Annotated in this window: 22 protein-coding genes and 1 pseudogene; 18 read left to right on the top strand and 5 right to left on the bottom strand. The window is 68.0% G+C overall.

What is annotated here, in order from left to right:
• Positions 1-169: 169 nt before the first annotated feature.
• The gene (locus SJY26_RS05260; protein ID WP_396595096.1) at positions 170-724 is read right to left on the bottom strand and encodes a peroxiredoxin; all 555 of its coding nucleotides are present in this window, start codon (positions 722-724) and stop codon (positions 170-172) included.
• Positions 725-953: 229 nt separating this feature from the next.
• Here SJY26_RS05260 and katG point away from each other — a divergent pair.
• From katG to SJY26_RS05245, 3 genes and pseudogenes are all read left to right on the top strand, one after another.
• Positions 954-3194: pseudogene (gene katG / locus SJY26_RS05255) on the top strand (catalase/peroxidase HPI).
• 101 nt (positions 3195-3295) lie between these two features.
• The gene (locus SJY26_RS05250) at positions 3296-4183 is read left to right on the top strand and encodes a hydrogen peroxide-inducible genes activator (protein WP_396595707.1); all 888 of its coding nucleotides are present in this window, start codon (positions 3296-3298) and stop codon (positions 4181-4183) included.
• 117 nt (positions 4184-4300) lie between these two features.
• Positions 4301-4774: a hypothetical protein gene (locus SJY26_RS05245; RefSeq protein WP_396595095.1), complete on the top strand. Its 474-nt coding sequence runs from the start codon at positions 4301-4303 to the stop codon at positions 4772-4774.
• 56 nt (positions 4775-4830) lie between these two features.
• On the opposite strand, the gene acnA is transcribed toward SJY26_RS05245, so the two are convergent.
• A complete protein-coding gene (gene acnA / locus SJY26_RS05240; protein ID WP_396595094.1) occupies positions 4831-7524 on the bottom strand; it encodes an aconitate hydratase AcnA in 2694 nt (897 codons plus the stop codon).
• A 200-nt stretch (positions 7525-7724) separates the two neighbouring features.
• Between acnA and ccmA the strand changes: the two genes are divergently transcribed.
• Positions 7725-8348: a heme ABC exporter ATP-binding protein CcmA gene (gene ccmA, locus SJY26_RS05235; RefSeq protein ID WP_396595093.1), complete on the top strand. Its 624-nt coding sequence runs from the start codon at positions 7725-7727 to the stop codon at positions 8346-8348.
• On the top strand, positions 8345-9010 hold the full coding sequence (ccmB, locus tag SJY26_RS05230) for a heme exporter protein CcmB (RefSeq protein WP_396595092.1): 666 nt from the start codon (positions 8345-8347) through the stop codon (positions 9008-9010). Before ccmA ends, ccmB begins: the two co-directional genes overlap by 4 nt.
• Position 9011: 1 nt before the next feature.
• Here ccmB and SJY26_RS05225 read toward each other — a convergent pair whose 3' ends face one another.
• Positions 9012-9326: a hypothetical protein gene (locus SJY26_RS05225; RefSeq protein ID WP_396595091.1), complete on the bottom strand. Its 315-nt coding sequence runs from the start codon at positions 9324-9326 to the stop codon at positions 9012-9014.
• Positions 9327-9522: 196 nt separating this feature from the next.
• Here SJY26_RS05225 and SJY26_RS05220 point away from each other — a divergent pair, with 196 nt between their 5' ends.
• The 3 genes from SJY26_RS05220 (at position 9523) to SJY26_RS05210 (ending at position 14046) form a co-directional block, all read left to right on the top strand.
• Positions 9523-11574 carry an AsmA family protein gene (locus SJY26_RS05220; RefSeq protein ID WP_396595090.1) on the top strand — a complete coding sequence of 684 codons (2052 nt, stop codon included), beginning with the start codon at positions 9523-9525 and terminating at the stop codon, positions 11572-11574.
• 83 nt (positions 11575-11657) lie between these two features.
• Positions 11658-12536 (top strand): alpha/beta hydrolase, encoded by an 879-nt coding sequence (locus SJY26_RS05215; RefSeq protein ID WP_396595089.1) that lies wholly within the window; start codon positions 11658-11660, stop codon positions 12534-12536.
• A 52-nt stretch (positions 12537-12588) separates the two neighbouring features.
• A complete protein-coding gene (locus SJY26_RS05210; protein ID WP_396595088.1) occupies positions 12589-14046 on the top strand; it encodes an AMP nucleosidase in 1458 nt (485 codons plus the stop codon).
• 166 nt (positions 14047-14212) lie between these two features.
• Here the strand turns inward: SJY26_RS05210 and SJY26_RS05205 are convergent, their stop codons facing one another.
• Complete coding sequence (locus SJY26_RS05205; protein WP_396595087.1) at positions 14213-14995, bottom strand: SAM-dependent methyltransferase; 783 nt, start codon at positions 14993-14995, stop codon at positions 14213-14215.
• Between the two features lie 110 nt (positions 14996-15105).
• Here SJY26_RS05205 and SJY26_RS05200 point away from each other — a divergent pair, with 110 nt between their 5' ends.
• The 5 genes from SJY26_RS05200 (at position 15106) to ahcY (ending at position 19698) form a co-directional block, all read left to right on the top strand.
• Complete coding sequence (locus tag SJY26_RS05200) at positions 15106-15729, top strand: hypothetical protein (RefSeq protein ID WP_396595086.1); 624 nt, start codon at positions 15106-15108, stop codon at positions 15727-15729.
• Complete coding sequence (locus tag SJY26_RS05195) at positions 15729-16031, top strand: winged helix-turn-helix domain-containing protein (protein ID WP_396595085.1); 303 nt, start codon at positions 15729-15731, stop codon at positions 16029-16031. Before SJY26_RS05200 ends, SJY26_RS05195 begins: the two co-directional genes overlap by 1 nt.
• A 79-nt stretch (positions 16032-16110) precedes the next feature.
• Positions 16111-16890 (top strand): tyrosine-protein phosphatase, encoded by a 780-nt coding sequence (locus SJY26_RS05190; protein WP_396595084.1) that lies wholly within the window; start codon positions 16111-16113, stop codon positions 16888-16890.
• On the top strand, positions 16887-18233 hold the full coding sequence (locus tag SJY26_RS05185; RefSeq protein WP_396595083.1) for an anthranilate synthase component I family protein: 1347 nt from the start codon (positions 16887-16889) through the stop codon (positions 18231-18233). The genes SJY26_RS05190 and SJY26_RS05185 overlap by 4 nt, the downstream gene beginning before the upstream one ends.
• A gap of 73 nt (positions 18234-18306) precedes the next feature.
• Positions 18307-19698 carry an adenosylhomocysteinase gene (ahcY, locus tag SJY26_RS05180; RefSeq protein WP_396595082.1) on the top strand — a complete coding sequence of 464 codons (1392 nt, stop codon included), beginning with the start codon at positions 18307-18309 and terminating at the stop codon, positions 19696-19698.
• Between the two features lie 76 nt (positions 19699-19774).
• Here ahcY and SJY26_RS05175 read toward each other — a convergent pair whose 3' ends face one another.
• Positions 19775-20899 carry a hypothetical protein gene (locus SJY26_RS05175; RefSeq protein ID WP_396595081.1) on the bottom strand — a complete coding sequence of 375 codons (1125 nt, stop codon included), beginning with the start codon at positions 20897-20899 and terminating at the stop codon, positions 19775-19777.
• Between the two features lie 133 nt (positions 20900-21032).
• Here SJY26_RS05175 and SJY26_RS05170 point away from each other — a divergent pair, with 133 nt between their 5' ends.
• The 5 genes from SJY26_RS05170 (at position 21033) to SJY26_RS05150 (ending at position 26082) form a co-directional block, all read left to right on the top strand.
• On the top strand, positions 21033-21236 hold the full coding sequence (locus tag SJY26_RS05170; RefSeq protein ID WP_396595080.1) for a twin transmembrane helix small protein: 204 nt from the start codon (positions 21033-21035) through the stop codon (positions 21234-21236).
• A 4-nt stretch (positions 21237-21240) separates the two neighbouring features.
• Positions 21241-21813 (top strand): cob(I)yrinic acid a,c-diamide adenosyltransferase, encoded by a 573-nt coding sequence (locus SJY26_RS05165; RefSeq protein WP_396595079.1) that lies wholly within the window; start codon positions 21241-21243, stop codon positions 21811-21813.
• 73 nt (positions 21814-21886) lie between these two features.
• Positions 21887-23389, top strand: coding sequence for a CoA-acylating methylmalonate-semialdehyde dehydrogenase (locus SJY26_RS05160; protein ID WP_396595078.1), 1503 nt, complete (start codon positions 21887-21889; stop codon positions 23387-23389).
• A 108-nt stretch (positions 23390-23497) separates the two neighbouring features.
• Positions 23498-25084, top strand: a complete 1587-nt coding sequence (locus tag SJY26_RS05155) for a methyl-accepting chemotaxis protein (RefSeq protein WP_396595077.1) — start codon at positions 23498-23500, stop codon at positions 25082-25084.
• Between the two features lie 101 nt (positions 25085-25185).
• A complete protein-coding gene (locus SJY26_RS05150) occupies positions 25186-26082 on the top strand; it encodes a hypothetical protein (RefSeq protein WP_396595076.1) in 897 nt (298 codons plus the stop codon).
• Positions 26083-26085 lie beyond the last annotated feature (3 nt).

The following is a 26085-nucleotide window of genomic DNA, read 5'->3' as shown; positions in this document are numbered from 1 at the left end:
GAGGTCGGCTACCGCTCGACGCGCGGCGTCTCGCTACTTGAGCCGAAGGGGATCACGGGGGTGCGCGCGTCGGCGCTCAAGCAGCGAGCGACCGCGTCGCGAGCGTTAGCTCCCTGAAAAGATTGAGCGAGCGGCGACGGCATCACTGCCGCCGCCCTCACACACGGACTTAGGCCGCGAGCGTCTCGCCGCCGACGGGGCGGTTGCAGGCGCACAGTTCGTCGGTCTGCAGGGCGTCGACCACCCGCAGGGTGTCAGCGGGCGCGCGACCCACGTTCAGATTGGTGACGTAGACGTGCTGGATCACATTGTGCGGATCGACCACGAAGGTGGCGCGCAGCGCGACGCCTTCTTCCTCATTCAGGATGCCGAGCTGACGTGCGAACTTGCCGCCGTTGTCGGCGAACTGCCAGATCGGCAGCTTCGACAGGTCAGCGTGATCGCGGCGCCAGGCCAGCTTCACGAATTCGTTGTCCGTCGAGCCGCCGAGAACGACCGTGTCACGGTCCTCGAAATCGCGCGCCAGGGAGGCGAACTCGGCGATCTCGGTCGGGCAGACGAAGGTAAAGTCTTTCGGATAGAAGAAGATGACCTTCCACTTGCCTTCGAACGAGTCGTTGGTGACGGTCTCGAACGCGGACACGCCATTCTCCTCGTGGGAGTTGAAGCCCGGCTTGACGCCGATGACCTTGAATTCAGGCAGAGTTTCGCCAACGCCGCGCATGGATGTATCCCTTCGGTTATCTGGAACGGCGTCCCCGGGGAGGAGGATCGCCAGCCGCGGTCAGATGCGCTTTCGCAAGTGCGAAGTCAAATAGATCAGACCTTGCATGACCATAGGTGCAGCTTATGACTTCGGTATAAATTAGATCGATGTCGAGATCACATTTTATCGATTTGGCTTTGTCGCTGATCGCGATCATTGTGTTGCCAAAGCCAAAAGGGAGATCGACATGGACGGCGAGAACCGGAACTCACCCCTTCATAATCCGAAGAAGGAGCCCGCGGCGCGGCGCTCTCTTCTCGGGCGCACCAACCGCGACTGGTGGCCCAACCACCTCGCCGTCGACATCCTGCACCAGCAGGGCAAGACGGGTGACCCCTGGGGCGACACCTTTGATTATGCCGAGGCCTTCAACTCGCTGGACTATGAGGGGCTGAAGCGCGATCTGCATGCCCTGATGACCGACAGCCAGCCTTGGTGGCCGGCCGACTATGGTCACTACGGTCCCTTCTTCATCCGCATGGCCTGGCACTCGGCCGGCACCTATCGCACCGGCGACGGCCGGGGTGGTGCCGGCGCGGGCCAGCAGCGGTTCGCCCCGCTGAAATTCCTGGCCGGACAACGGCAACCTGGACAAGGCGCGCCGCCTCCTGTGGCCGATCAAGCAGAAATACGGCTCGAAACTGTCGTGGGCCGATCTGTTCATCCTGACGGGCAATGTCGCCATCGAGTCGATGGGCGGCCCGGTGTTCGGCTTCGGCGGCGGGCGCGCCGACGTCTGGGAGCCCGAGAAGGACGTCTATTGGGGCACCGAGGAGAAATGGGTCGGCGAGGAGGGCAACGAGACCCGCCACCAGCCCGACAAGGACATGGTGCTGGAAGAGTCCCTGGCCGCCATCCAGATGGGCCTGATCTACGTCAATCCGGAAGGCCGCAATGGCGTGCCCGAGGCCCTGCAGTCAGCGCAGGACATCCGGCTGACCTTCGAACGCATGGGCATGAACGATGTCGAGACCGCGGCCCTGACCGCCGGCGGCCACACCTTCGGCAAGGCCCACGGCAACGGCGACGCCTCCAAGGTGGGAATCTCGCCGAAGGGGCCGATATCGCCCAGCAGGGTCTGGGCTGGATTTCGGGTCACGAGAGCGGCATGGGCGATCATACGATCACCTCGGGCATCGAGGGCGCATGGACCCCGACGCCCGTCACATGGGACATGAGCTATTTCGACATGCTGCTGGACCATGAGTATGAGCTGGTCCGCAGCCCCGCCGGTGCCAAACAGTGGCAGCCGGTCGGCAATCCGCCGGAAACCCTGGCCCCGGCCGCCCACACGCCGGGCAAGCGGGTGCCGACGATGATGACCACGGCCGACATGGCCTTCAAGGTCGACCCCGAGTACCGCAAGATCATGGAGGCCTTCCGCGCCGATCCGGCGTATTTCGGCGACCAGTTCGCCCGCGCCTGGTTCAAGCTGTGCCACCGCGACATGGGACCGAAGATCCGCTACCTCGGCCCGGAAGTTCCGGCGGAGGACCTGATCTGGCAGGATCCGATCCCGGCCCCCGACGGACAGCTCAGCGACGCCGACGTCGCCGCGCTGAGGGACCGGATCGCGGCCTCGGACCTGTCGATCGCCGATCTGGTGCGCACCGCCTGGGCCTCGGCCGCGACCTACCGCATGTCCGATCACCGCGGCGGAGCCAATGGCGCCCGGATCCGCTTCGAGCCGCAGCGCAGCTGGGACGTCAATGAGCCCGCCAAGCTGGCGCGGGTGCTGGCCGTCTATGAGGGCATCCAGGCCGCCTCGGGAATCAACGTCTCGATGGCCGATCTGATCGTGCTGGGCGGTTCGGTCGGCATCGAACAGGCCGCCCGGGCTGCGGGTCATGACATCGTCGTGCCCTTCACCTCCGGCCGGAAGGACGCCCTGGAGGAACAGACCGACGCCGACAGCTTCAAGGTGCTGGAACCTCGCGCCGACGGGTTCCGCAACTATCTGCAGGTGCGGTTCAACGTTCCGACCGAGGAGCTGCTGATCGACCGGTCCCACCTGCTGGGCCTCACGGCCCCGCAGATGACGGTTCTGGTCGGCGGCCTGCGGGTGCTGGGGATCAACCACAAGGACTCGAAGGACGGCGTCCTGACCGACCGTCCCGGCCAGCTGACCAACGACTTCTTCGTCAATCTGCTGGACATGAAGACGGCCTGGAAACAGGTCGACAAGAATTCCGACGAGGCGTTCGTCGGCACCGACCGCGAGACCCACGAGGCCCGCTGGACAGCGACCCGCACCGATCTGGTGTTCGGGGCCAACTCCCAGTTGCGGGCCCTGGCCGAAATCTACGCCTCGGCCGACGCGGGCGAGAAGTTCGTCAGGGACTTCGTCAAGGCCTGGGTGCAGGTGATGGAAAACGACCGTTACGATCTGAAGTCGGCGCGGGTCCGCGCCGAGAAACTGGCCGCCTGACGACAGGCCGCCCCGCCTCCGGTGCGCCGGGGGTGGGGCGGGCTGCATCAACTCAGCAAATGAACTTTGCGGATCTGCAAACCACGGCCTATGTCCGGGGGATGCTGCCCACCCTGCGCCAACTCCAGTATCTGAAGCTTCTGGCCGAGCATGGCTCCTTCAGCCGGGCGGCCGAGGCGGCGCTGGTCAGCCAGCCGGCCCTGTCGGCCGGCGTGCAGGAGCTGGAGAAGATTCTCGGGGCCCCGGTCGTGGAACGCACCCGGGGCAATGTCCAGCTGACCGCCGTGGGGGCCGAGGCCTGTCGCCGGGCCGAGGACGTCCTGGCCCGCACCGAGGATCTGGTGGAGGCGGCCCGGAACGCCGGACGGCCCCTGTCCGGCCGGCTGAGGCTGGGGATCATCCCGACCGTCGCGCCCTTCCTGCTCCCGGCCACCCTGCCCGCGCTGAAGGCCGCCTATCCGGCCTTGCGGCTGTTCATCCGTGAGGACCTGACGCCGCGCCTGATCGCCGCGCTGAAGGCGGGCCAGCTGGACTGCGCCGTCATCGCCCTGCCCTATGACGCCCCGGGCATCGACTATGCCCATATCGGCGATGACGAGATCCTGGCCGTCGCACCGGTCGGCCACCCGCTGGCGGCTCCGGGCGACATCCAGCCGGGCGCACTCAAGACCGACGACCTGATCCTGCTGGAGGACGGCCACTGTCTGCGGGACCAGGCGCTGGCGGGCATCGCCATGGAGGCCCCGCGCGGCGAGGACGTGTTCGCGGCGACCTCACTGCATACGCTGGTGCAGATGATCTCGTCCGGGCTGGGGGTGTCGTTCCTGCCAGCCATGGCGGTGCGGGCCGGACTGGCCGACGACAAGGGTGTGGTCATCCGCCACTTCGCTGCCGAGGCCCCGAAGCGCGAGATCGTGGTGGCGTGGCGGTCAGGGTCAAGCCGCGCGGCCGAGGCCAGACTGCTGGCCGAGGCGATGCGGCTGGAGTGAGGAAGGGCGACGAGCATCACCGAAGATTGGGGCGTATCGCCTTGGATGCGCTCGAGCTAAAATCGCGTCACGATCAGGCTTTGCACGGGGATGATGACGGCTATGGGTCGTGTGGCAATGGCGGTGGCGATCGCGTGTGCGGTGGGTGCAGCAAGCTGCGCGGCCACGCCGAGATCAATCTCCGGCGGCCCTGACTTTGCTCTTTCGCCCGAACTGTCCAACCGCGCCCGAGTGCGCAACATCAGTATGACGACAGCCACCCTCTACAATATGCCCCTGAACGGTTTCGGCGAGGACCTGAGAGAGGCGCTGAACCGGTGCGCGGCAGGCGATCGCGACCTGGATCTACGGGCGCATGTCGAACAGCCGGATCGCTCTCACCTCGTCACGACGTTCGAATTGACCGATCCAGGAGACAGTGACCGCGTCGTGGGCCGCTATCGGATCGAGGTCGACGAGATTGCGCCGCTGGTGCTGTACGCCGGGGCGCCGAATCGAAGTGATGTGGCTGCCCGCACAGGGCAGTTGTTGTGTGCTCAGGTTTTCGGATCACCCGGTGAGACCTGGTCGCCCCCTCCGTCCCCTCGCTGATCGCGAGGGTCCACCTCCCCATCGCCCTTCGGCGATGGGGAGGAGACGTTGTTCGATCAGCCCGCGAGGTTGCGCAGGACGTAGGGCATCACGCCGCCGGCCTTGAAGTAGTCCAGCTCGGTCTGGTTATCGATGCGGCAGCGGACCGGGAAGCGGGCCATCTTGCCGTCCGACGGACGGAACAGCTCGACCCACAGGTCCTGACGCGGACGCAGGCGACCGACGTTGACGTCGGACAGGCCGCGGATGGTGACGATCTCCTCGCCGGTCAGGCCCAGCTTCTGCCAGCCGTCCGCCTTGAACTGCAGCGGCACAACGCCCATTCCGACCAGGTTCGAGCGGTGGATCCGCTCATAGCTCTCGGCGATGACGGCGCGGACACCCAGCAGCCGGGTGCCCTTGGCCGCCCAGTCGCGCGACGAGCCGGTGCCGTATTCCTTGCCGGCGAAGACCACCAGCGGGCGACCCTCCGACTGGTAGCGCATGGCCGCGTCATAGATCGACATCGTGTCCTGCGAGGGGAAGTGTTTGGTCACGCCCCCCTCGATGTCCGGGGTGATGCGGTTGCGGATGCGGATGTTGGCAAAAGTACCGCGCATCATCACCTCGTGGTGACCGCGACGGGCCCCGTACGAGTTGAACTCCGCCGACTCGACGCCCCGGCCCATCAGATACTGGCCGGCCGGCGAGGTGGTCTTGATCGATCCGGCAGGGCTGATGTGGTCGGTGGTGATGGAATCGCCGAAGATGGCCAGCACCCGGCCCTCGACGATGTCGGTGACCGGCGTCGGCTCCATCGACAGGCCCTCGAAATATGGAGGGTTGGCGACGTAGGTCGAGGTCTCGTCCCAGGCGTAGGTCTGGCCGCCTTCGAGCGCGATCGCCTGCCAGTGCTCATCGCCCTTGAAGACGTCGGCGTAGCGTTTGGCGAACATGGCGGGGGTGACCGCCTTCTTCTGGATGGCGGCGATCTCGGCCGAGGTCGGCCAGATGTCCTTCAGAAAGACGTCCTTGCCCTTCTTGTCCTGACCCAGCGGCTGGGTGGTGATGTCGATCCGCATCGAACCAGCCAGCGCATAGGCGACCACGAGCGGCGGCGAGGCCAGATAGTTGGCCTGGACGTCCGGGTTCACCCGGCCCTCGAAGTTGCGGTTCCCCGACAGGACGCTGGTGGCGACCAGGCCGTTCTCGTTGATCGTGGCCGAGATGGCCGGATCCAGCGGGCCCGAGTTGCCGATGCAGGTGGTGCAGCCGTAGCCGACCAGGTTGAAGCCGAGCGCGTCCAGCTCCTTCTGCAGGCCCGCGGCCGTCAGATAGTCGGTGACCACCTGCGAGCCCGGGGCCAGCGACGTCTTCACCCAGGGCTTGGTCTTCAGACCCAGCTTGTTGGCCTTCTGGGCCACCAGACCGGCGGCGATCAGGACCGAGGGGTTGGAGGTGTTGGTGCAGGAGGTGATGGCGGCGATGACCACATCGCCATCGCCGAGGTCGAATTTCTCACCGGCGACCGGCATGCGCGGGGCATCGACGGCCCGGCTGAACACTTCGCCCAGCGCCGTCTCGAACGACGGGGCGGCGACATCGAGGGCGACCTTGTCCTGGGGCCGTTTGGGGCCGGCCAGGGACGGCACGACGGTCGACAGGTCCAGTTCCAGAACGTCGGAAAAGACCGGGTCTTCCGAGGTCTCGTCGATCCACAACCCTTGAGCCTTCGCATAGGCCTCGACCAGGGCGACGCGCGCCTTGTCGCGACCCGTGGCGGTCAGATAGCCGATGGTCGCGGCCGAGACCGGGAAGAATCCGCAGGTGGCGCCATATTCCGGGGCCATGTTGGCGATCGTGGCCTGATCCTCGATCGTCATGTTCGGCAGGGCGTCGCCGAAGAATTCGACGAACTTGCCGACCACGCCCTTCTTGCGCAGCATCTGGGTCACGGTCAGGACCAGATCGGTCGCCGTGGTGCCTTCCGGCAGGCGGCCGGTCAGGCGGAAGCCGATGACCTCGGGGATCAGCATAGGGATGGGCTGGCCCAGCATGGCGGCCTCGGCCTCGATGCCGCCCACGCCCCAGCCCAGCACGGCCAGGCCGTTGATCATGGTGGTGTGGCTGTCGGTGCCGACCACGGTGTCCGGATAGGCGACGGTCGCCTTGCCCTCAGGTGCAGTCCAGACGGTCTGGGCCAGGTTCTCGAGGTTGACCTGGTGGCAAATGCCGGTGCCAGGGGGGACGACGCGGAAATTGTTGAAGGCCGAGGAGCCCCAGCGCAGGAATTTGTAGCGCTCGATGTTGCGCTCATATTCACGCTCGACGTTCTGGCCGAAGGCCTTGGGGGTCCCGAAATTGTCGACCATGACCGAGTGGTCGATGACGAGATCGACGGGGACCAGCGGGTTGATCTTCGCGGCATCGGCGCCGAGCTTGGCCATGGCGTCACGCATGGCGGCCAGATCGACCACGGCCGGCACGCCGGTGAAGTCCTGCATCAGGACCCGGGCCGGACGGAAGGCGATCTCGTGCTCAACAGCACCCTTGTTCTCGATCCAGGCGGCGACGGCCTTCAGATCGGCCTCGGTGACGGAAACCCCGTCCTCGTTGCGGAGCAGGTTCTCCAGCAGCACCTTCATCGAGCGCGGCAGACGGTCGATCCCGTCAAGACCGGCTTCCTGCGCGGCCGGAAGGCTGTAATAGGCGTATTTCTTGCGCCCGACGGTCAGGTCCCGGCGGGTGGAAAGGCTGTCAACTGACGGCATGGGAGAGGTCCTCTGGTCAAAGCCGCCCGGACATCCGGTCGCGCCGTCTCGCGGCAAACGACGGGGCGCACAGGTCCCCGGCGCGCGCGGCGACAGCCTGCTGCGGCGACGCTGGCTATAAACGCGGTCGCAGGCCTCGTCCATGTACCCCCGATGTCTGTGTGGACATTGAGAACCGGTCGCAACCGGAGGGCGGCGCGATGATCGCCGCCGTTTCCGTCGAGGGACTGGCCCTCAGCCGCGGCGTACGGACCCTGTTCCGCGGGCTGGATGTCACCCTGACCGCCGGCGAGGCCGTGGCCCTGACCGGGGCCAATGGCGCGGGCAAGACGTCCCTGCTGCGGGCCATTGCCGGCTTCCTGCGCCCGGACGCCGGCACCATCGCCTTTCGTGACGCGGACGGGAATGAGATCGAGACCGAGGAGGCGCGCGGGCGACAGGTTCATCTTCTAGGTCATCTGGACGGATTGAAGGGCGGTCGCCTCGCCCGCGATGAACTGGCGTTCCAGTCGCGCTGGCTGGGAGAAACCCATGCCGGCATCGATGAGGCGATTGAGGTTCTGGGCCTGAAATCCCTGCTGGATCTGGAGGTGCGCAAACTGTCCGCCGGCCAGCGCCGCCGGCTGGCCCTGGCCCGGTTGATCGGGTCGCCCCGCGCCCTGTGGCTTCTGGATGAGCCCCTGAGCCCGCTCGACACGCGCTGGCGTCAGGCCGTCGGCGAGATCATGGCGCGGCATCTGGAGGGCGGCGGCCTGATTCTGGCGGCGGTGCACGACCCCCTGCCGGTCCCGACGCGTGGACTGGATCTGGGGGCGGGCCGATGAGTGCTGCGGGCATCCTGTTCCGTCGTGAACTGGCCCTGACCTGGGGTGGCGGCGGCGGGCCCCTGCTGGCCTGTGGCTTCTTCGCCTGCCTGACCACCATCGTGCCACTGGCGGCGGGCGGCGATCCGGCCGTGTTGAAACCCGTCGCGGCGGGCATCGCCTGGCTGGCCCTGGCGCTGGCCAGCCTGCTGTCGCTGGAGCGGCTGTTTGAGCGCGATCTGGAGGACGGGGCGCTGGACCTGCTGGCCACCGGCCCGCTGCCGCTGGAAGCGGTGTTCGCGATCAAGGCGGCCAGTCAGTGGCTGGCCACCGGCCTGCCCCTGGCCCTGACCGCGCCCGTCGCCGCCCTGGCCCTGGGCCAGCCTGCGGACCTGGCTCCCCTGACCGCCCTGTCCGCCCTCATCGGGGGTCTGGGCTTTGCCTTTACCGGGGCGCTCGGAGCGGCGCTGGCGCTCGGCGCGAAGCGCGGCGGCCTGCTGATCGCCGTGGTGGTCCTGCCCCTGTTCATCCCGCCGGTCGTGTTCGGCTCGGGGGCCCTTTACCGGGCCTCGGAAGGCCTGAGCCCCCTGTCCGCGCTGGCGCTTCTGGCCGCCTATTCGCTCTTCGCCGTTGTGGTCGCGCCCTTCGCGGGCGCTGCGGCGATCCGCAGCGCCCAGGGGTAGATCAGCGAACGGCGGCGTAGGCGCTCAGGGTCTGAACCAGACGGGCGTGTTCGCGGTCGGTCATGCAGCGCGGCGCGGACCAGGTCTGGCCGGTCGCCCGAGCCTGCAGGGCCTCGTCCGCCGTGATGAACCGGGGCGGGGTGCCGTGTTCGCGCCGGAAGGCGCTGCGTGTGGCGTCGTCGTTGCTGCACAGCATGACGACGCGCTGGGCGGTGGCCGGGGCCTCGGCCGGAAGACGGGTCTGTTGCGCCAGGGCAGGCGCGGCGATCGCCGACGTCAGGGTCGCAGCGGCGAGAAAGAGATTGAAACGGTTCATGACGGGCTCCTCCCGATGTCCTGAAAGATGTCAGGGTCCGGAGGATAATGCGCCCGAATCTCCGCTTGTAAAGAAAATACGACAACTGCGACGGAGACGGATGATTAGCGAAATGCTGCTGCGTGTGAAATGCGGGGCTGTGGGCCCGGAAGGCCGTCCCGCGCGTTGAGCGCCGGTGAAGCGCAGGATCCGGGAATTGTTCAATCTTTCGCCTGACTGGCGCGGTCGTGGGACCGCAGCGCTCGCCGGAGTTGGCGCACGGGCCCGGGGCTGGCACGATCGCATCGCGGCCAACGATCCGGTCTATCGCGGCTTCCGCCGGCCGGGCCGGGCCGAACAGATCGCCGCGTTGGTGACGCTTCTGCTGATTGTCGCGATCGTGCTGTTTCTCCTGATGTTCGACTGGAACTGGCTGAGGGGACCGATCGGTCGCTGGGCCTCAAACGAATATGACAGGGACATCGCGATCCAGGGCGACCTCGATGTCCGACCGTTCAGCTGGACGCCCACCATCATCGTGAATGATCTGAAGTTCGGTGGCCCGGACTGGGCGCGGGAGCGGGACACGGCCCGGGTCGGGCGGATCGAGGCACGGTTCCGGCTGCGGACCCTGCTGGCAGGCCGCATCGAACTGCCGCTGCTGGCCATCACTCGACCGGATGTCGTGCTGATCTCGACCGGGGACGGGCGGCAGAGCTGGGATCTCGATCCGGACAAGCCCGACGACGGCGAAGGACTGAAGCTGCCGCTGATCAACCGGTTGATCATCGAGGGTGGCCATCTGGTGCTGGAGGCGCGCCAGCGCGACCTGACCCTGGATGCTGCCGTCACGGCGCGGGAATCCGCCGACGCCGAGAATGGCGGGGCGGGCTTCCTGCTGGCCGGTCAGGGCGAGATCAACGGGTCGCCGCTGACGCTGCGGATCAGTGGCGGACCGCTCATCAACATCCGGCGCGACCGCCCCTACCGGTTCGAGGCGCGGCTGGAGGGGGCGCGTTCGCGGCTGGTGGCGGACGGGGCGATCACCCGGCCGTTCGATCTCGGACGCTTCACCTCCACCCTGCGGCTGGAGGGGCAGGACCTGAATGACCTGTATCTGCTGACCGGCGTCACCCTGCCCAGCACCCCGCCCTACCGGCTGTCCGGGGCCCTGACGCGGGACGACCGGGTGTGGACGCTGGACGATGTCGCCGGCCGGGTCGGAGCATCCGACCTGTCGGGCGAGGTCCGCATCGAGGGCGGGGAGCGGCTGAGGGTGGACGCGAACCTGGCGTCGCGACGGCTGGATCTCGACGACCTGATGGCCATCCTGGGGGCGGAGACCCGGACCAATGAGGCCGGCACCGAGACGACAACGGTGGCCTCGGGCGCGGGACCGGGCCGGCTGCTGCCCGACGCCACCCTTCAGGTCGAGCGGCTGCGCACCATGGACGGGTCCCTGACCTATCGCGCGACCAGCGTGAAGGCGAACGATCTGGAAATCCGGACGGTCCGGCTGGGGGCGAAGCTGGAGGACGGTCTGCTGGATCTGGATCCGGTGTCGTTCGCCTTCAGCCGGGGCGAGCTGAACGGGACCGCGCGGATCAATGCGACGCGGGACACCCCCTACAGCGCCATCGATTTCCGGCTGGCGGGCTATCCGCTGGAATCGATCATTCCGCTGCGCGGCGGGGTCGCCCCGATCACCGGGCGCGCCCTGGGGCGGGCGCAGCTGGAGGGGCCGGGGGCCTCGATCCACACCTTTGCGGGGGCGTCCAAGGGATCGCTCAGCCTGGTGGTGCCGCGCGGGGAGCTGCGCAGGGCCTTCGCCGAACTGCTGGGGATCAACGCCAGCGCCGGGCTGACGCGGCTGCTGCGGGGCGACCAGTCGCGCAGCACCATCCGCTGCGGCGTGGCCGATTTCGATGTTTCGGGCGGGGTCGCGCGGGCCCGGACGCTGGTGGTGGATACCGATGTGGTCCTGGCCAGGGGGTCGGGCTCGATCAATCTGGGCAACGAGACTTTGGACCTGAGGATCGACGGGGACAGCAAGCGGCCGCGGCTGCTGCGGCTCTGGACGCCGATCACGGTGCGGGGATCGCTGACCGAGCCCAGCGTCGGCATTGATGCAGCATCGGCGATCACCCAGGGCGGAGTCGTCGGGGCGCTGGCGGCGGTGGTGGCCCCGGTGGCGGCCCTGTTCGCCTTCGTCGATCCGGGACTGGCCGAGGATGCGGACTGCGGCGCGCTGATCGCCGGGGCGCGGTAAGGCGTCGCGGCGGGCGCATGGAGCCATGGGACGCATCCATGCGTATCTGACGGCCTGACCGTCCCATGACCCGACGAGATCCGATGACCCGACGCGGCCTGATCGCCCCCGCCCTCGGCGCCCTGATGGCGTCCATGACCGCCGCCTGCAGTCCTCTGGCCCTCCTGAACGCCGTGGGCCCGCGCGACCCCGGGGTCCGGCGCGTGGCACGGGACCTGCCCTACGGGGACCATCCGCGGCAGAGGTTCGACCTGTATGCTCCCGCTAAGGCGGGCCGGGACCGGCGCCTGCCGGTGCTGGTCTTCTTCTATGGCGGCGGCTGGGATTCGGGGTCGAAGGACGTTTACGGCTGGGCCGCGCAGGCGCTGGCGGCGCGGGGGTTCGTGGTCGCGGTCCCGGACTACCGGCTGGTGCCCGAGGTGGTCTTTCCCACCTTCCTCGAGGACGCAGCGGCGGCGACCGCCCGGGTTGCCGAGGTGGCGGGTGAGTACGGCGGCGACGCGGCCCGGCTGGGGGTGCTGGGCCATTCGGCGGGCGCGCATCTGGCGATGATGATCACCCTCGACCGGCGCTATATGGCGGCCGTGGGCGCGCCGGACGCGATCAAGGCGGCCGCAGGTCTGGCCGGGCCCTATGAGTTCCTGCCCTTCGATGTGGCGGCCTCGGTCAATGCCTTCGGCCAGGCCCCGGACCCGCTTCAGACCCAGCCCCTGTCCTTCGCCCGGGCCGACGCCCCGCCGCTGTGGCTGGGGCACGGGACGGCCGATGTCGTGGTCCATGCCGAGGACACGGTCCTGCTGGAGGCCCGCATGAAGGCCCTGGGCGGCGACTGCGAGGCGCGGTTGTATGGTGGCCTGCGCCACGAGGACCTGATCGCGACCTTCTCGCCCCTGTTCCGGCGCAAGGCCACGGTTCTCGCCGATGTCACCGGCTTCTTCGCGCGGGCGCTGGGTCTGGCCTGAGACCCAACCTTCACCGTCTCGCCAAGGCCATTTTCCTCCGCTAGAGGAGGTCATGACAGAACACAGAACAGGGCCGCTGGGCGCGCCCGAGGCGCTGGACAGCCTCGAAACCCTCTACACCCGATCCGTCGAAAGCCTACGTCAGGCCGTCCGGACCTTCACCCAAACCGGCGAACGCGCCGACCCGGACGCGCGGGCCAAAGGCCTGTTCGCCTATCCCCGGCTGAGGGTCAGCTGGTTCGGCGACCGGCCGGACGATCTGGAGCCCCGGGCCTATGCGCGGCTGTCGCGGCCCGGCGTCTATTCCACCACCGTGACCCGGCCGGACCTGTTCCGGCCCTATCTGGCGGAACAGCTGCGACTGCTGGAACAGGACTATGGGGCGACCTTCGAGGTCATGCCGTCCGACCAGGAGATCCCCTTCCCCTATGTGCTGGACGGGTCCGATGTGGCCCTGGACCGCAGCATGACGGCGGCCATCGCCCGCTATTTCCCGAGCCCGGACCTGGCCCATATCGGCGACGAGATCTCCGACGGCCTGTTCGATCCGGCCGAGGACTTCCCGCTGTCCCAGTTCGACGGCCTGCGGACCGACTTCTCCCTCGCCCGGCTGAGACACTACACCGGCACCCCGGTCGAGGACGTGCAGTCCTACATCCTGTTCACCAACTACCACCGCTATGTCGACGAGTTCGTGCGCTGGGCCTGTGTCCAGCTGGCGGACCCCAACTCGGCCTATGAGACCCTGTCCTGCGCCGGGGGGGTCGTCATCACGCGCGACAACCCCGACCCCGAACTGGCCATTCTCGACACCGCCTGGCGCAGGCATCAGATGCCCGCCTATCACCTGACGGCGCCGGGGTCGGAGGGGATCAGCCTCGTCAACATCGGCGTCGGTCCGTCCAACGCCAAGACCATCTGCGACCACCTGGCCGTCACCCGTCCGCATGCGTGGATGATGATCGGCCACTGCGGGGGCCTGAGGCCCTCCCAGACCATCGGCGACTATGTCCTGGCCCACGCCTATCTGAGGGACGACCATGTGCTGGACGCCGTCCTGCCACCGGACATCCCCATCCCCTCGATCGCCGAGGTGCAGCGCGCTCTCTATGACGCCGCCAAGATCGTCAGCGGCATGCCGGGCGAGGCGATCAAGCGTCGCCTGCGCACCGGCACGGTGGTGACCACCGACGACCGGAACTGGGAGCTGCGCTATTCCAAGTCGGCGCTGCGCTTCAACCAGAGCCGGGCCGTGGCCATCGACATGGAAAGCGCCACCATCGCCGCCCAGGGCTACCGGTTCCGGGTCCCCTACGGGACCCTGCTGTGCGTCTCGGACAAGCCCCTGCATGGCGAGATCAAGCTGCCGGGACAGGCCAACCGCTTCTATGAGGGGTCGATCTCGGAGCATCTGCAGATCGGCATCCAGGCCGTCGACTTGTTGCGCAACGAGGGCACCAGCCTGCATTCCCGCAAGCTGCGCGCCTTTGACGAGCCGCCGTTCCGGTAGCCATCGGCAACGGAGCCGGGTCGGGGAGATGTCACGGTGACGCGATTTTACCGTGACAGACCGTGACATTTCTCATCCCCCATGGTCGCCATGGCGTGGCCGACCATCATAGAGGCGTGCACGCCGAGGCACGGACGCGGCCTCTTGATTCGAGATCAGCGCTGATTCAGCGGGGTTTTTCAGCCCCTGCGTTGATGGCTGTTCGGGCTTTGCGGAACAGATACAGGCCAAAGGCCAGCCACGGGCGGCCGAAGTCGAAGGTGGTCCGGGTCAGGTCGGCGCGAGCGCGCACAGCCGGTGCGGCCGGATCGTCGGGGTGGGCGTCGAGCCAGGCCCGGACCCGGGCGTCGGCCCCGCCGAAAAAGGCGTCCCAGTCGGCATCGGGCGCGAGGGCGGCCGACACGACCTCCAGACCCGCAGCCGTCGCCGCCGCCTGCCAGCCCTCGTGGGTGGCGTAGTCGCCGGTCACGCCGATGACCTGACGCAGGGGGGCCGGCGGATCGCCCTTCCACGTCAGATCGCCCCACAGCAGCCAGCCGGGCGAGGCCAGATGGTCGGCCAGCCGGGCGAAGATGGCGGGGGCGTCGCGCAGGCCGGGGCCCGCCGGCTCGGTCGAGCCGAGCGCCACGAGCAGATCCGCCGGGGCCAGACGCGCAAGCGCCGTGGCCGAGCCCTCGGCCACCACCGTGACCCGGTCGGCGACCCCGGCCGCGTCCGCCCGGTCGCGGATCATGTCGGCCATGTCCGGGTAGCGTTCGATCGCCCGGACATCGAAATCGAAGGTGCGGGCGAGCGCGACGGAGACGCCGCCGGCCCCGGCCCCGATGTCCAGCACCCGGGCACCCGCCGGCAGGCCGGTCCGGGCCGCAAGCTCCAGAATGGCCTCCAGCGAGACCGGATTGGCCACGTCGAAACCGGCGTAGGCGATGCTGTGATAAGTCGGGGCCATGGAGCCTTCTAGCGCGCTCCGCACCGGCTGCCAGCCCGGCACCGACAAGCACTTTACATTTCAAAGCAACTGAGGCAGGGTGTTATGCTAAACACGGCAGGAGGAGACCCATGACCCGCGACCAACAGGCCATTCAGGACGACATCGCCTATATGCGCGCCCTCGCCCACGAGGGGCGGCACGCGCCCCTGCTCGCAGGCCGGTTCCTCGTCGCCGCCGCCCTGATTTTCGGCACGGCGAATACGGGACTGTGGGCCATCCAGTCCGGAGTTCTTAACGTGAGTCCATGGGCCCAGCTTTGGGTCTCGATCGCGGCCGTCGTCGCCTTCGTCGTCACGCTCACGGTCCTGATCCGGCGGCAGAAAAGCCAGCCGGGCTATCAGTCCTCCGGGAATCGCGCGGTGGGCACGGCCTGGACCGGGGTTGGCTATGGCATCTTCGTTACCTGGCTGGGCCTGGTCGCCCTTGCGGTCAAGACAGGGGACTGGCGCTGGATGGCCGTCATGCCCACAGTGGTCCTGGTCGCCTACGGCTCGGCCTGGCTGGTCGGCGCAGCCATGACCGGCGCACGCTGGATGAATCTGACGGCCCTGCTGTCCTATGCCAGTGCCGTCGGGGTGGCTTGGTTCCTCGACAGTTCGTTGATTCTGCTCGTCTTCAACATCATTCTGGTGGCCGTGGCCCTGATCCCCGGTCTGGTCCTGATGCGTCAGGAACCCTCGGAGATCGTCTGATGCCCGACGGTTTCGATATCGGCCGCATCGACGAGGTCATTCACGGCCGTATCCGGCTGGGAATCATGGCCTATCTGTCCGGAGCCGGGACGGCCAATTTCAACGAGTTGAAGGCGAAGCTGCAAACCACGGACGGCAATCTGTCGGTGCATCTGCGCAAGCTGGAAGAGGCGGGGTTCGTCACCGTGGACAAGAGCTTCGTGGGTCGCAAGCCCCTGACCGAGGCCTCCATGACCGAGGCGGGCCGGTCCGCTTTCATGATCTATCTGGAGGCCATGGCCGGGCTGGTCACGCCCCGCTGAAGAGGCCAGCCGGGCTGTGCGCCGATCCGTCCGCCGGACGATGGTTCAAGCCCGGCGGCGGGTGGCCTATAGGGGAGGCATGATCTCCCGCATCCACGCCTTCGACGCCCTCGACAACTTCCGCGACTACGGCGGCTATGGCACAGCCGCGGGCCAAGCCCTGAAGGCCGGGCGGCTGTTCCGGGCCGCCCACCAGGCCTCGGTCACCGGGGCCGATCTGGAGCGGTTGGGGGCGCTGGACATCGGGGTGGTGGTTGATCTGCGCCGGCCGGTCGAGCGCCGCCGCCAGCCCTCGAAGCGGCCCGCCAACTTCACCGGCACCGTCTTCGAGAGTGATCTGGATGAGGCCGGCGAGGCCCCGCACATCACCTTTCTGAAAACCGCCGACCTGACCCCGGACTCGGGGCGGCGGTTCATGACCGCCACCTATCGCCATCTGCCCTTTGCCCCCGCCCATCTGGACCTGTTCGCACGCTATTTCCGGGCCTTGGGCGACAGCGACCGGCCGGTGCTGATCCATTGCGCGGCGGGCAAGGACCGGACCGGCATGCTGGCGGCCCTGACGCATCATCTGATGGGGGTCGGGCATGACGACCTGATGGAGGACTATCTGCTGACCAATACGGCGGTGGATCTGGTCGGCCGGGCCCCCGGCATCGCCGAACAGCTGAAGGCCCTGACGGGTCGTGTGGCCTCGCACGATGCGGTGGTGGCCTTCATGGGGGTGGAGCCGGCCTATCTGGACGCCGCCATCGCGGCCATGACCGAACGCCATGGCTCGATCGACGGCTATCTGGAGCAGGCGCTGGGGGTCGATGGACCCTTGCGCGACCGGATCGCGGACCGGCTGTCGGCGTGAGTGCGGGCGTCGGGGCGGTCCGGAGGCTGGCCATCCGACCCCTGGACTGGGTCGAGCCGCTGGCGGTGGCGGCCGGTCTGGCTCATCGGGAGGGGGCCCTGTGCCTGTTGTCCGACGGCGGCCCCCACGGCCGGTATTCCCATGTCGCCTGCGATCCGGTCACGGTCGAGGTCGGGCCGGCCGATCCGGCGGACCCGTTCGGCCCCCTGAGGCGGGCCGGGGCGGACCGGCTGGCGGTCGGGCTGCTGAGCTATGACGCCGGAGCGCGGGCGGCGACCGGGGCGCGTGAGGCCGCCGCCGGGGATTGGCCCGACCTGATGCTGGCCCTCTATCCGGCCATGCTGGTGTTCGATCACCGGACCCGGACCCTGTCGGCCGTCAGCCGGGCGGGGGATGCGGCGGCGGCAGAGGCCGGGCTGGACCGCGCCGAGGGCTGGGCGGCCGGGGCGCGCGCGATCCCCGCCCCCCCGCCCCTGGCCGACGCCTTTCCACCGGAGGAATCCGGTGAGGCGTATGAGGCGGCGGTGGCCGATGTCGTGGCCCGGATCGGGGCGGGCGAGCTGTTCCAGGCCAATCTGGCCCGGGGCTGGTCCGGGGCGCTGAGGCCCGGGGCCGATCCGTTTGAGGTGTTCGTACGGCTGGCGCGGGGGGCGGCGCCCTACGGGGCCTTCTGGCGGCTGGGCGACCGGGCGCTGGTGTCCAACTCGCCCGAGCTGTTCCTGACCTTCGATCCCGCGAGCCGGCGGATCGAGACCCGGCCGATCAAGGGGACCCGGGCGCGTGACCCGGACCCGGTGATCGACGCCCGGCGCGCCGCGGAGCTGGTGGCCAGCGAGAAGGACCGGGCCGAGAACCTGATGATCGTCGATCTGATGCGCAACGATCTGGCCCGGGTCAGCCGGCCGGGGTCGGTCGCGGTCGAGCAACTGTTCGCGCTGGAGAGCTTCGCCACCGTGCATCATCTGGTCTCGACGGTGACGGCCGAGGCGCGCGAGGGCATCGGGACGGCGGACCTGCTGGCCGCGACCTTTCCGCCCGGATCGATCACCGGGGCCCCGAAGCATCAGGCGATGAAGGTGATCGCCGGCCATGAGCCGCCGCGCGGGCCGTGGTGCGGCAGTCTGATGCTGATGGACGCGGACGGGCGGCTGACGGCCTCGGTCCTGATCCGCACCCTGTCCTTCTGGCGAGAGGGGGAGGGCTGGGCCTTCCGGACCCTTGCGGGGGCAGGGATCACCGCAGGCAGTGATCCGGCGGAGGAACGGGCCGAGACCGAGGCCAAGATCGCGGCGGTGCGCGAGGCCCTGATCGGTAACCCGTCATATAAAGACATCCTTATATGATTCTTGCCTACAGGGGGGCCCCGGGCTATAGGCGCGCCCAAACCTGAACTGCCACGGCCGAGGAGCCGCACCCATGACCGACTATATCGTTCGCGACATTTCGCTTGCCCCGTTCGGCAACAAGGAAATCGCCATCGCCGAGACCGAAATGCCGGGGCTGATGGCCCTGCGCGAGGAATTCGGCGAGCGCCAGATCCTGAAGGGGGCCCGCATCGCCGGCTCCCTGCACATGACGATCCAGACCGCCGTGCTGATCCAGACGCTGGAAGCTCTGGGCGCCGACGTCCGCTGGGCCTCGTGCAACATCTTCTCGACCCAGGACCACGCCGCGGCCGCCATCGCCGCCGCCGGCACCCCGGTGTTCGCCACCAAGGGCGAGACCCTGGAAGAGTACTGGGACTATGCCCACAAGATCTTTGAATGGTCGGACGGCGGCTATCCCAACCTGATCCTCGACGACGGCGGCGACGCCACCCTGCTGTGCGTGCTCGGCCCCAAGGCTGAAAAAGACCTCAGCCTGCTGGCCAACCCGCAGAACGAGGAAGAGGAAGCCCTCTACAAGGTGATGAAGCGCTACATCGCCGAGAAGCCCGGCTTCTATTCGGCGATCCGCGACGCCATCGGCGGCGTGTCGGAAGAGACCACCACGGGCGTGCACCGCCTGTACGAGATGGCCAAGAAGGGCGACCTGCCCTTCCCCGCCATCAACGTCAACGACAGCGTCACCAAGTCCAAGTTCGACAATCTGTACGGCTGCCGTGAATTGCTGGTCGACGCGATCCGTCGCGGCACCGATGTGATGCTGTCGGGCAAGGTCGCCGTGGTCTGTGGCTACGGCGACGTGGGCAAGGGCTCGGCCGCCTCGCTGCGCCAGGGCGGCGCCCGGGTGATCGTGACCGAGATCGATCCCATCTGCGCCCTGCAGGCCGCCATGGAAGGCTATGACGTCCAGACCCTGGACGACATGGCCGGCAAGGCGGACATCTTCGTCACCGCCACGGGCAACAAGGACGTCATCACCGTCGATCACATGCGGGCGATGAAGAACAACGCCATCGTCTGCAACATCGGCCACTTCGACTTGGAAATTCAGGTCGCCGGCCTGAAGAACTTCAAGTGGGACGAGATCAAGCCGCAGGTCCACCACGTCGAGTTCCCGGACGGCAAGAAGATCATCCTGCTGTCGGAAGGCCGTCTGGTGAACCTGGGCAATGCCACGGGCCACCCCTCGTTCGTGATGTCGGCCTCCTTTACCAACCAGGTGCTGGCCCAGATCGAACTGTGGACCAACGCCAGGTCCTATGAGAACCAGGTCTACACCCTGCCCAAGCATCTGGATGAGAAGGTCGCCATGCTGCACCTCGGCAAGCTGGGCGCGAAACTGACCGTGCTGTCCAAGGAACAGGCCGACTATATCTCGGTGCCGACTAGCGGACCGTTCAAGCCGGACCACTACCGCTACTAGGACCCGCCGGGGTCACCCCCGGAGGCAGGAAGGCGGCGCGACCGGACCGGTCGCGCCGCCTTTGTCGTTTGCGGGGTCAGGCGGCGAGCGCGGCTCGGGCCGGCCGTTCCTGGCCCGCGAGGCTTAGGTCGAAGTCGGACAGGATGTCGATCAGCTCATCCGCGTCCGGGGCGGGCCGGCCCGGAGCCATGCGATAGGTCCAGAAGCTGACGATATGCTGGAGCGCGCCAAGCCGCTCCCCCAGTCTGGAGAACAGGACGGGCGCGTCCTTGAGGAAGTCGCGGAACGCCATGGGCCGGCCCTCGGCCGCGAGGCCCTGGAAGGCACTGTCATAGACCCGCAACATGCCGGCCGTCGCCTCGCACGTCAGCAGGATGCGGCGGCGGACATTGTCCCGGGCGCGACTGATCGCGGCCATCTGTTCGGCATCGACCCGGCCGGAGGGACGCACCCGGCGCAGGCTGTCCATGACCCCGCCGATCTGGCCGGCGATCGCCTGCAGCGACCATTTGTAGTAGAGGAACCCCTTCCAGCAGAAGACGCCCTCATCATACTCGTGGGGTTCCAGCAGCAGGGTCTCGCCGAGCGCGCTCATGTCCTCGCCCGCCGAATTGGACATGATCTTGGTGGTCAGCCGCGCGACAGGGCTGGACGCCTCCAGGTCGCAGTCCGGCCCCAGGCTGAGATCGACCAGCGGGGCGATCTCGGCCGCGACAAAGGCGGCCATGGCCGCCAGATCGGCCTCCGAGACGTTGAAATAACAGGCATCGGGCGTGTGGCCATGGCGGCGCAGCTGTTCGCGCAGCAGGAAGGGGTCCAGTCCCGGCAGGTCGTCGATGAGGGCGAGGATCCGGCGGTCCGGATGCCCGGGTGACATGCCAAAACTCTCCTCCAGGATCCGGTCAAAGCCGATCTGGTTCACGAACACATAGCGACCGCCGACGCGCAGATCGCCGTCGTCGATGGGCAGGATGATCTTGGTAGCCACGGTGCGGCGGACGCGGAAGCGGTCCACCTCATCACGGCGCAGCCGGTGTTTGAGCAGCAGGGCGCGGTTCAGCAGGGTGTTCCGGAACAGGGGCGCCTGCCGCCAGCCGTCGCTGTCGCCGTGGTCACGCCAGACCCGCAACAGGTTGAGCACCCGGGCTGTCGAGGCGGACTTGCGCAGATTGCCCAGATTGCGGACGGCACGATCGGTCACGGAACACTCCCCCTGTCGTCCCAGCCTGCCCGGAAAAGGTTAGGATCGGACCGAAGAGCAGGGTTAACGCCCCGGTCAGCCTGCGGCGTGCCGGTCGCTGGCGCAGGGCGCGTGCCCGGCCTAGATTGGGCGGATGACAGTCTTCGACATTCTGGTTCTTGTCGCCGTGGCGGCGGTGGCGATCGTTCTGGGGTTCGGCCTCTACGCCCTGTTTCGCGGCGGGGACTATGCCCGGTCCAATTCGAACCGGCTGATGCGGCTGCGCGTGGGGGTCCAGGCGGTGGCCGTGGTGTTGCTGATGGCCGGGCTGTGGTGGAAATCCACCCACGGAGGCTAAGGCCATGGTCGTCCTGAACAAGATCTACACCCGCACCGGCGACGGCGGCGACACCGGGCTGGCGTCCGGGGCCCGGGTGTCCAAGTCCGATCCCCGCGTCGAGGCCTATGGCACGGTCGATGAGCTGAATGCCGTCATCGGCATGGCCCGGCTGCATTCGGGCCAGAACGACCGGATCGACGCCATGCTGGGGCGGATCCAGAACGAGCTGTTCGATCTGGGCGCCGACCTCGCCACGCCCCATGAGCCGGCCCCGGCGTGGGAAGCCCTGCGCATGGTCGCCTCACAGGTCGAGCGGCTGGAGGCCGAGATCGACTGGATGAACGAGAGCCTGAAGGCGCTGGACAGTTTCATCCTGCCGGGCGGGTCGCCCCTGTCGGCGCACCTGCATCTGGCCCGCACGGTCGCCCGGCGGGCCGAGCGCGACGCCATCCGGCTGGTGGAGACGGGCGCGACCGTGACGCCCGAGGCGCTGCGCTATCTGAACCGGCTGTCGGACCACCTGTTCGTGGCGGCCCGGCGCGCCAATGCCAATGGCGCCGCCGATGTGAAATGGGTCGCCGGCGGGACGCGGTGACGCTGGCGTCGGCCGGGCGGCGGAGCTAAACCGCCCGCCAATCAAGAACAGTCAGTCCAGGAAACGCTCGGTCATGCGCGACATTCACCATTTCATCGACGGCGCGGCCTTCACCGGCGCGTCCGGCCGTTTCGCCGATGTGTTCGATCCCAACACGGGCGACGTCCAGGCCCGGGTCCAGCTGGCCTCGGTGGACGAGATGGATCGCGCGGTCCAGTCGGCACAGGCTGCGTTCGAGGGCTGGTCCTCGACCAATCCCCAGCGCCGTGCGCGGGTGATGTTCGAGTTCAAGCGGCTGGTCGAGGCCAATATGACCGAACTGGCCGAGCTGCTGTCGTCCGAGCACGGCAAGGTCGTCGCGGATTCGAAGGGCGACATCCAGCGCGGGCTGGAGGTGATCGAGTTCGCCTGTGGCATCCCCCATGCGCTGAAGGGCGAATACACCTGGGGGGCGGGTCCCGGCATCGACGTCTATTCGATGCGCCAGCCGCTGGGCGTGGTGGCGGGCATCACCCCGTTCAACTTCCCCGCCATGATCCCGATGTGGATGTTCGGTGTGGCCATCGCGGTGGGCAACACCTTCATCCTGAAGCCGTCGGAGCGCGACCCTTCCGTGCCGGTCCGTCTAGCCGAGCTGATGATGGAGGCCGGCGCACCCGCGGGCGTGCTGAACGTCGTGCACGGCGACAAGGCGGCGGTGGACGCCATCCTGGAGCATCCGCTGGTCCATGCCGTCAGCTTCGTCGGCTCGTCCGACATCGCCCACTATGTCTACCAGACGGGTGCGGCCAACCATAAGCGGGTCCAGGCCATGGGCGGGGCCAAGAACCATGGCATCGTCCTGCCCGACGCCGACATGGACCAGGTCATCAAGGACCTGTCGGGCGCCGCCTACGGCTCGGCCGGCGAACGCTGCATGGCCCTGCCGGTCGTGGTGCCGGTCGGAAAGAAGACCGCGGACGAACTGCGCGAGCGGATGGTGGCCGAGATCCCGACCATGCGGGTCGGCGTCTCGACCGACGCCGGGGCCCACTACGGCCCGGTCGTCACGGCCCAGCACAAGGCGCGAGTTGAGGGCTGGATCGAACAGGGCGTCAAGGACGGGGCCGAACTGGTCGTGGACGGGCGGGGCTTCAGCCTGCAGGGCCACGAGCGCGGCTATTTCATCGGCCCGTCGCTGTTCGACCACGTCACGCCCGAGATGGAGAGCTACAGGGAGGAGATCTTCGGACCCGTGCTGCAGATCGTCCGCGCCGCCAGCTTCGAGGAGGCGCTGAGCCTGCCGTCGAAGCACCAGTACGGTAACGGCGTCGCCATCTTCACCCAGAACGGGCGCGCGGCGCGGGATTTCGCCGCCCGGGTCAATGTCGGCATGGTCGGGATCAATGTGCCGATCCCGGTGCCCGTCGCCTATCACACCTTCGGCGGCTGGAAGCGCTCGGCCTTCGGCGACACCAACCAGCACGGCATGGAGGGTGTCCGGTTCTGGACCAAGACCAAGACGGTCACCGCCCGGTGGCCCGACAGCGACCTTGAGCATTCCGACAGTTCTTTCGTCATCCCGACAATGGGCTGACCCCGGTGGACACCAAGTAATTCTACCTAGTCTGCTGACAAGGTATTGTTATCCTTCCTCACTCACCTTTTCCAGGGGAACAGGCCCGGGTGCCGGTGGGGAAAGTCAATGTCCGATATTCAGGGCCTTCAGGAACGGCTGGACTTCATGCAGCTGGATGCCGCGACGCGCGCGCGCATCCAGGGTATGAAGCCGATGATCATGGAGGCCATGCCGGCGGCCCTCGACACCTTCTATGATCGGGTGAGGGCGACACCCGCCACACGCGCCTTCTTTGCTGACGATGCCCGCATCGGCGCGGCTCACACCAAGCAGATGGCGCACTGGGGCGTGATCTCCAGCGGTGATTATGACGAGCGCTACGCCGGGGCGGTAAAGAAGATCGGCGAGGTTCACGCCCGCATCGGTCTGGAGCCGCGCTGGTACATCGGTGGCTACGCCGTGGTTCTGGACCAGATGGTCAGCAAGGTGCTGGAGCAACGCTGGCCCCGGCATGCCCTGTCCCGCAACGGGGCCACGGCCCAGTCGACCGCCGCCGAGCTTGGAGCCATGGTCAAGGCCAGCCTGCTGGACATGGATCTGGCGATCTCGGTCTATCTGGACGCCCTCGATGCCCGCCGCGAGGCCGCGGAGACTGAGCGCCACAAGGCCGAGAACGAACAGACCGTCGTGTTCGAGGCCCTGGAATCGGGCCTCCGGCGGATTGCCGCCGGCGACCTGACCGTTCGCATCGACATCGCCGTCGAGCCGAGGTTTGAGTCGATCCGGGAAGACTTCAACGCCGCCGTGTCGGCTCTCGCCGAGACCATGAGCTCCGTGCGGACCTCGGCCGGCGGCGTGCTCAACGGCTCGGAGGAGATCTCGGCAGCGTCTGACGACCTTGCGCGCCGCTCGGAGCAGCAAGCGGCCTCGCTGGAGCAGACCTCGGCCGCCCTGGAAGAAATCACGGCCACCGTGCGCGTGACGGCCACAGGTTCACAGAAGGCGGCAGAGGCTGTCTCGTCTGCCCGGGACGACGCGGCGCAATCGGGCGAAGTGGTCCAGCGCGCCATCACCGCCATGGGCGAAATCGAACGCTCCTCGGACCAGATCAGCCAGATCATCGGCGTGATCGACGAGATCGCCTTCCAGACCAACCTTCTGGCCCTGAACGCCGGGGTCGAGGCCGCCCGGGCCGGTGACGCCGGCCGGGGCTTCGCGGTCGTCGCCTCCGAGGTGCGGGCTCTCGCCCAGCGCTCGGCCGAAGCGGCCAAGGAGATCAAGGGGCTGATCACAACGTCCAGCCAACAGGTCGAACAGGGCGTGCAGCTGGTCGGCGAGACCGGGAACAGCCTGTCCCGGATCGTTGAAAAGGTCGCTGTCATCGACGGTCTGGTCTCGGAGATCAGTACCTCAGCCCAGTCGCAGGCCAGCAGTCTGGGTGAGGTGAACGCCGCCGTCGGTCAGATGGACCAGATGCTTCAGCAGAACGCCGCCATGGTCGAACAGACCACCGCAGCGTCCCATTCCCTGAAGGGCGAGGCCAGTCGCATGCACACCCTGGTGGCGCGTTTCACCATCGACGGGGCCGGCAAGCCGGTCACCACCCCGGCCGTGGAGCGGGCGGAGCGGGTCGAGACGCAGCGCCCGCCCGCCCGGCCGATGCCTGTGGCCGGCAACACCGCGCTCAAGGTCGACGAATGGGAGTCCTTCTGAGCGTCACGAAAGGGGCACCCTTCAAGGGGCAAACCCCTGTTCGGTGCGACGCCAATCGGTGATAAGCGTTGACGCCTGCTGAAGCTGGAGCGTCTCCCCGCATGCGTCGCTTTCTGATCTGGTCCGCCCTGGCGGTGGTCGTCGGCCTGGCCCTGGCGGGCGGGGGCTACTGGGCCTACTGGAATTTCTACGCCCGTTTCCAGCCGGTCACGATCACCCGCAACCAGGCGGAGATCCAGCGTCTGCTGGACGAGGCCTCATGGGTGTCCGGCGGGGGCGGGGGCGAACCCCTGTATGTCATAGGCTATCGCGACTCCGCCTCGACCCAGCGCTATGAACTGCAAGAGGCGGACAAGCTGCGCGCCGGCGGCGTGGAGCTGCGGTCGATCGTCTTTGCCCGGCCGGACCGGGAGGGTCAGGTCCAGTCGACTCCGGCCGAGCGGGCCACCGTCGCCGAACTCTGGCTGAGCCGGGACTGGAGCCTTTATCAGCGCTGGACCGCGACCCCGTCGCGGGACTGGACGGCGGCGGGCATCCCGGCGGCGGACGGCAATCTGGCGCGGACGGCCGTGGTCGACGCCAGCCGCCAGTTCGTCACCCGCCTGACCGGCCTCATGCGAGAGGCGGGCGCGCCGATCGGCTATCCCCTGGTGCTGTGGCGCGATCGGGAGGGATTCCTGAAGGCATGCGCCTGTGCCGATGCCCGGTCCTGGGCCTTCATCCGGGACGATTTCAACGCGCCCGACGCCGTGGGGCCGGCGGGTGGGTCCGAGGTCGGACCGGTCGTGCCCGCCCCGCTGCCACTGCCCGGGGACGGGACGTCCGAAAGCCTGCCCTATCCGGTCCTGCCACCGATCCCGCCGACGGGTGAGCCGGTCCCGGGCCAGCCAGGCGCGACACCGGCCGATCCGGGTCAGCCGGCTCCGGCTACGCCCGGGCCCGCACGGCCCGTGTCCCCGCCGCAGCCCAGCCAGCAGGACGACACGACCTTCTTCTGACCC

The organism is Brevundimonas sp. R86498 (genome assembly GCF_044598075.1).
In the GTDB taxonomy this organism is placed as follows: Bacteria; Pseudomonadota; Alphaproteobacteria; order Caulobacterales; family Caulobacteraceae; genus Brevundimonas.
This window is presented reverse-complemented; position numbering and strand designations above follow the sequence as displayed.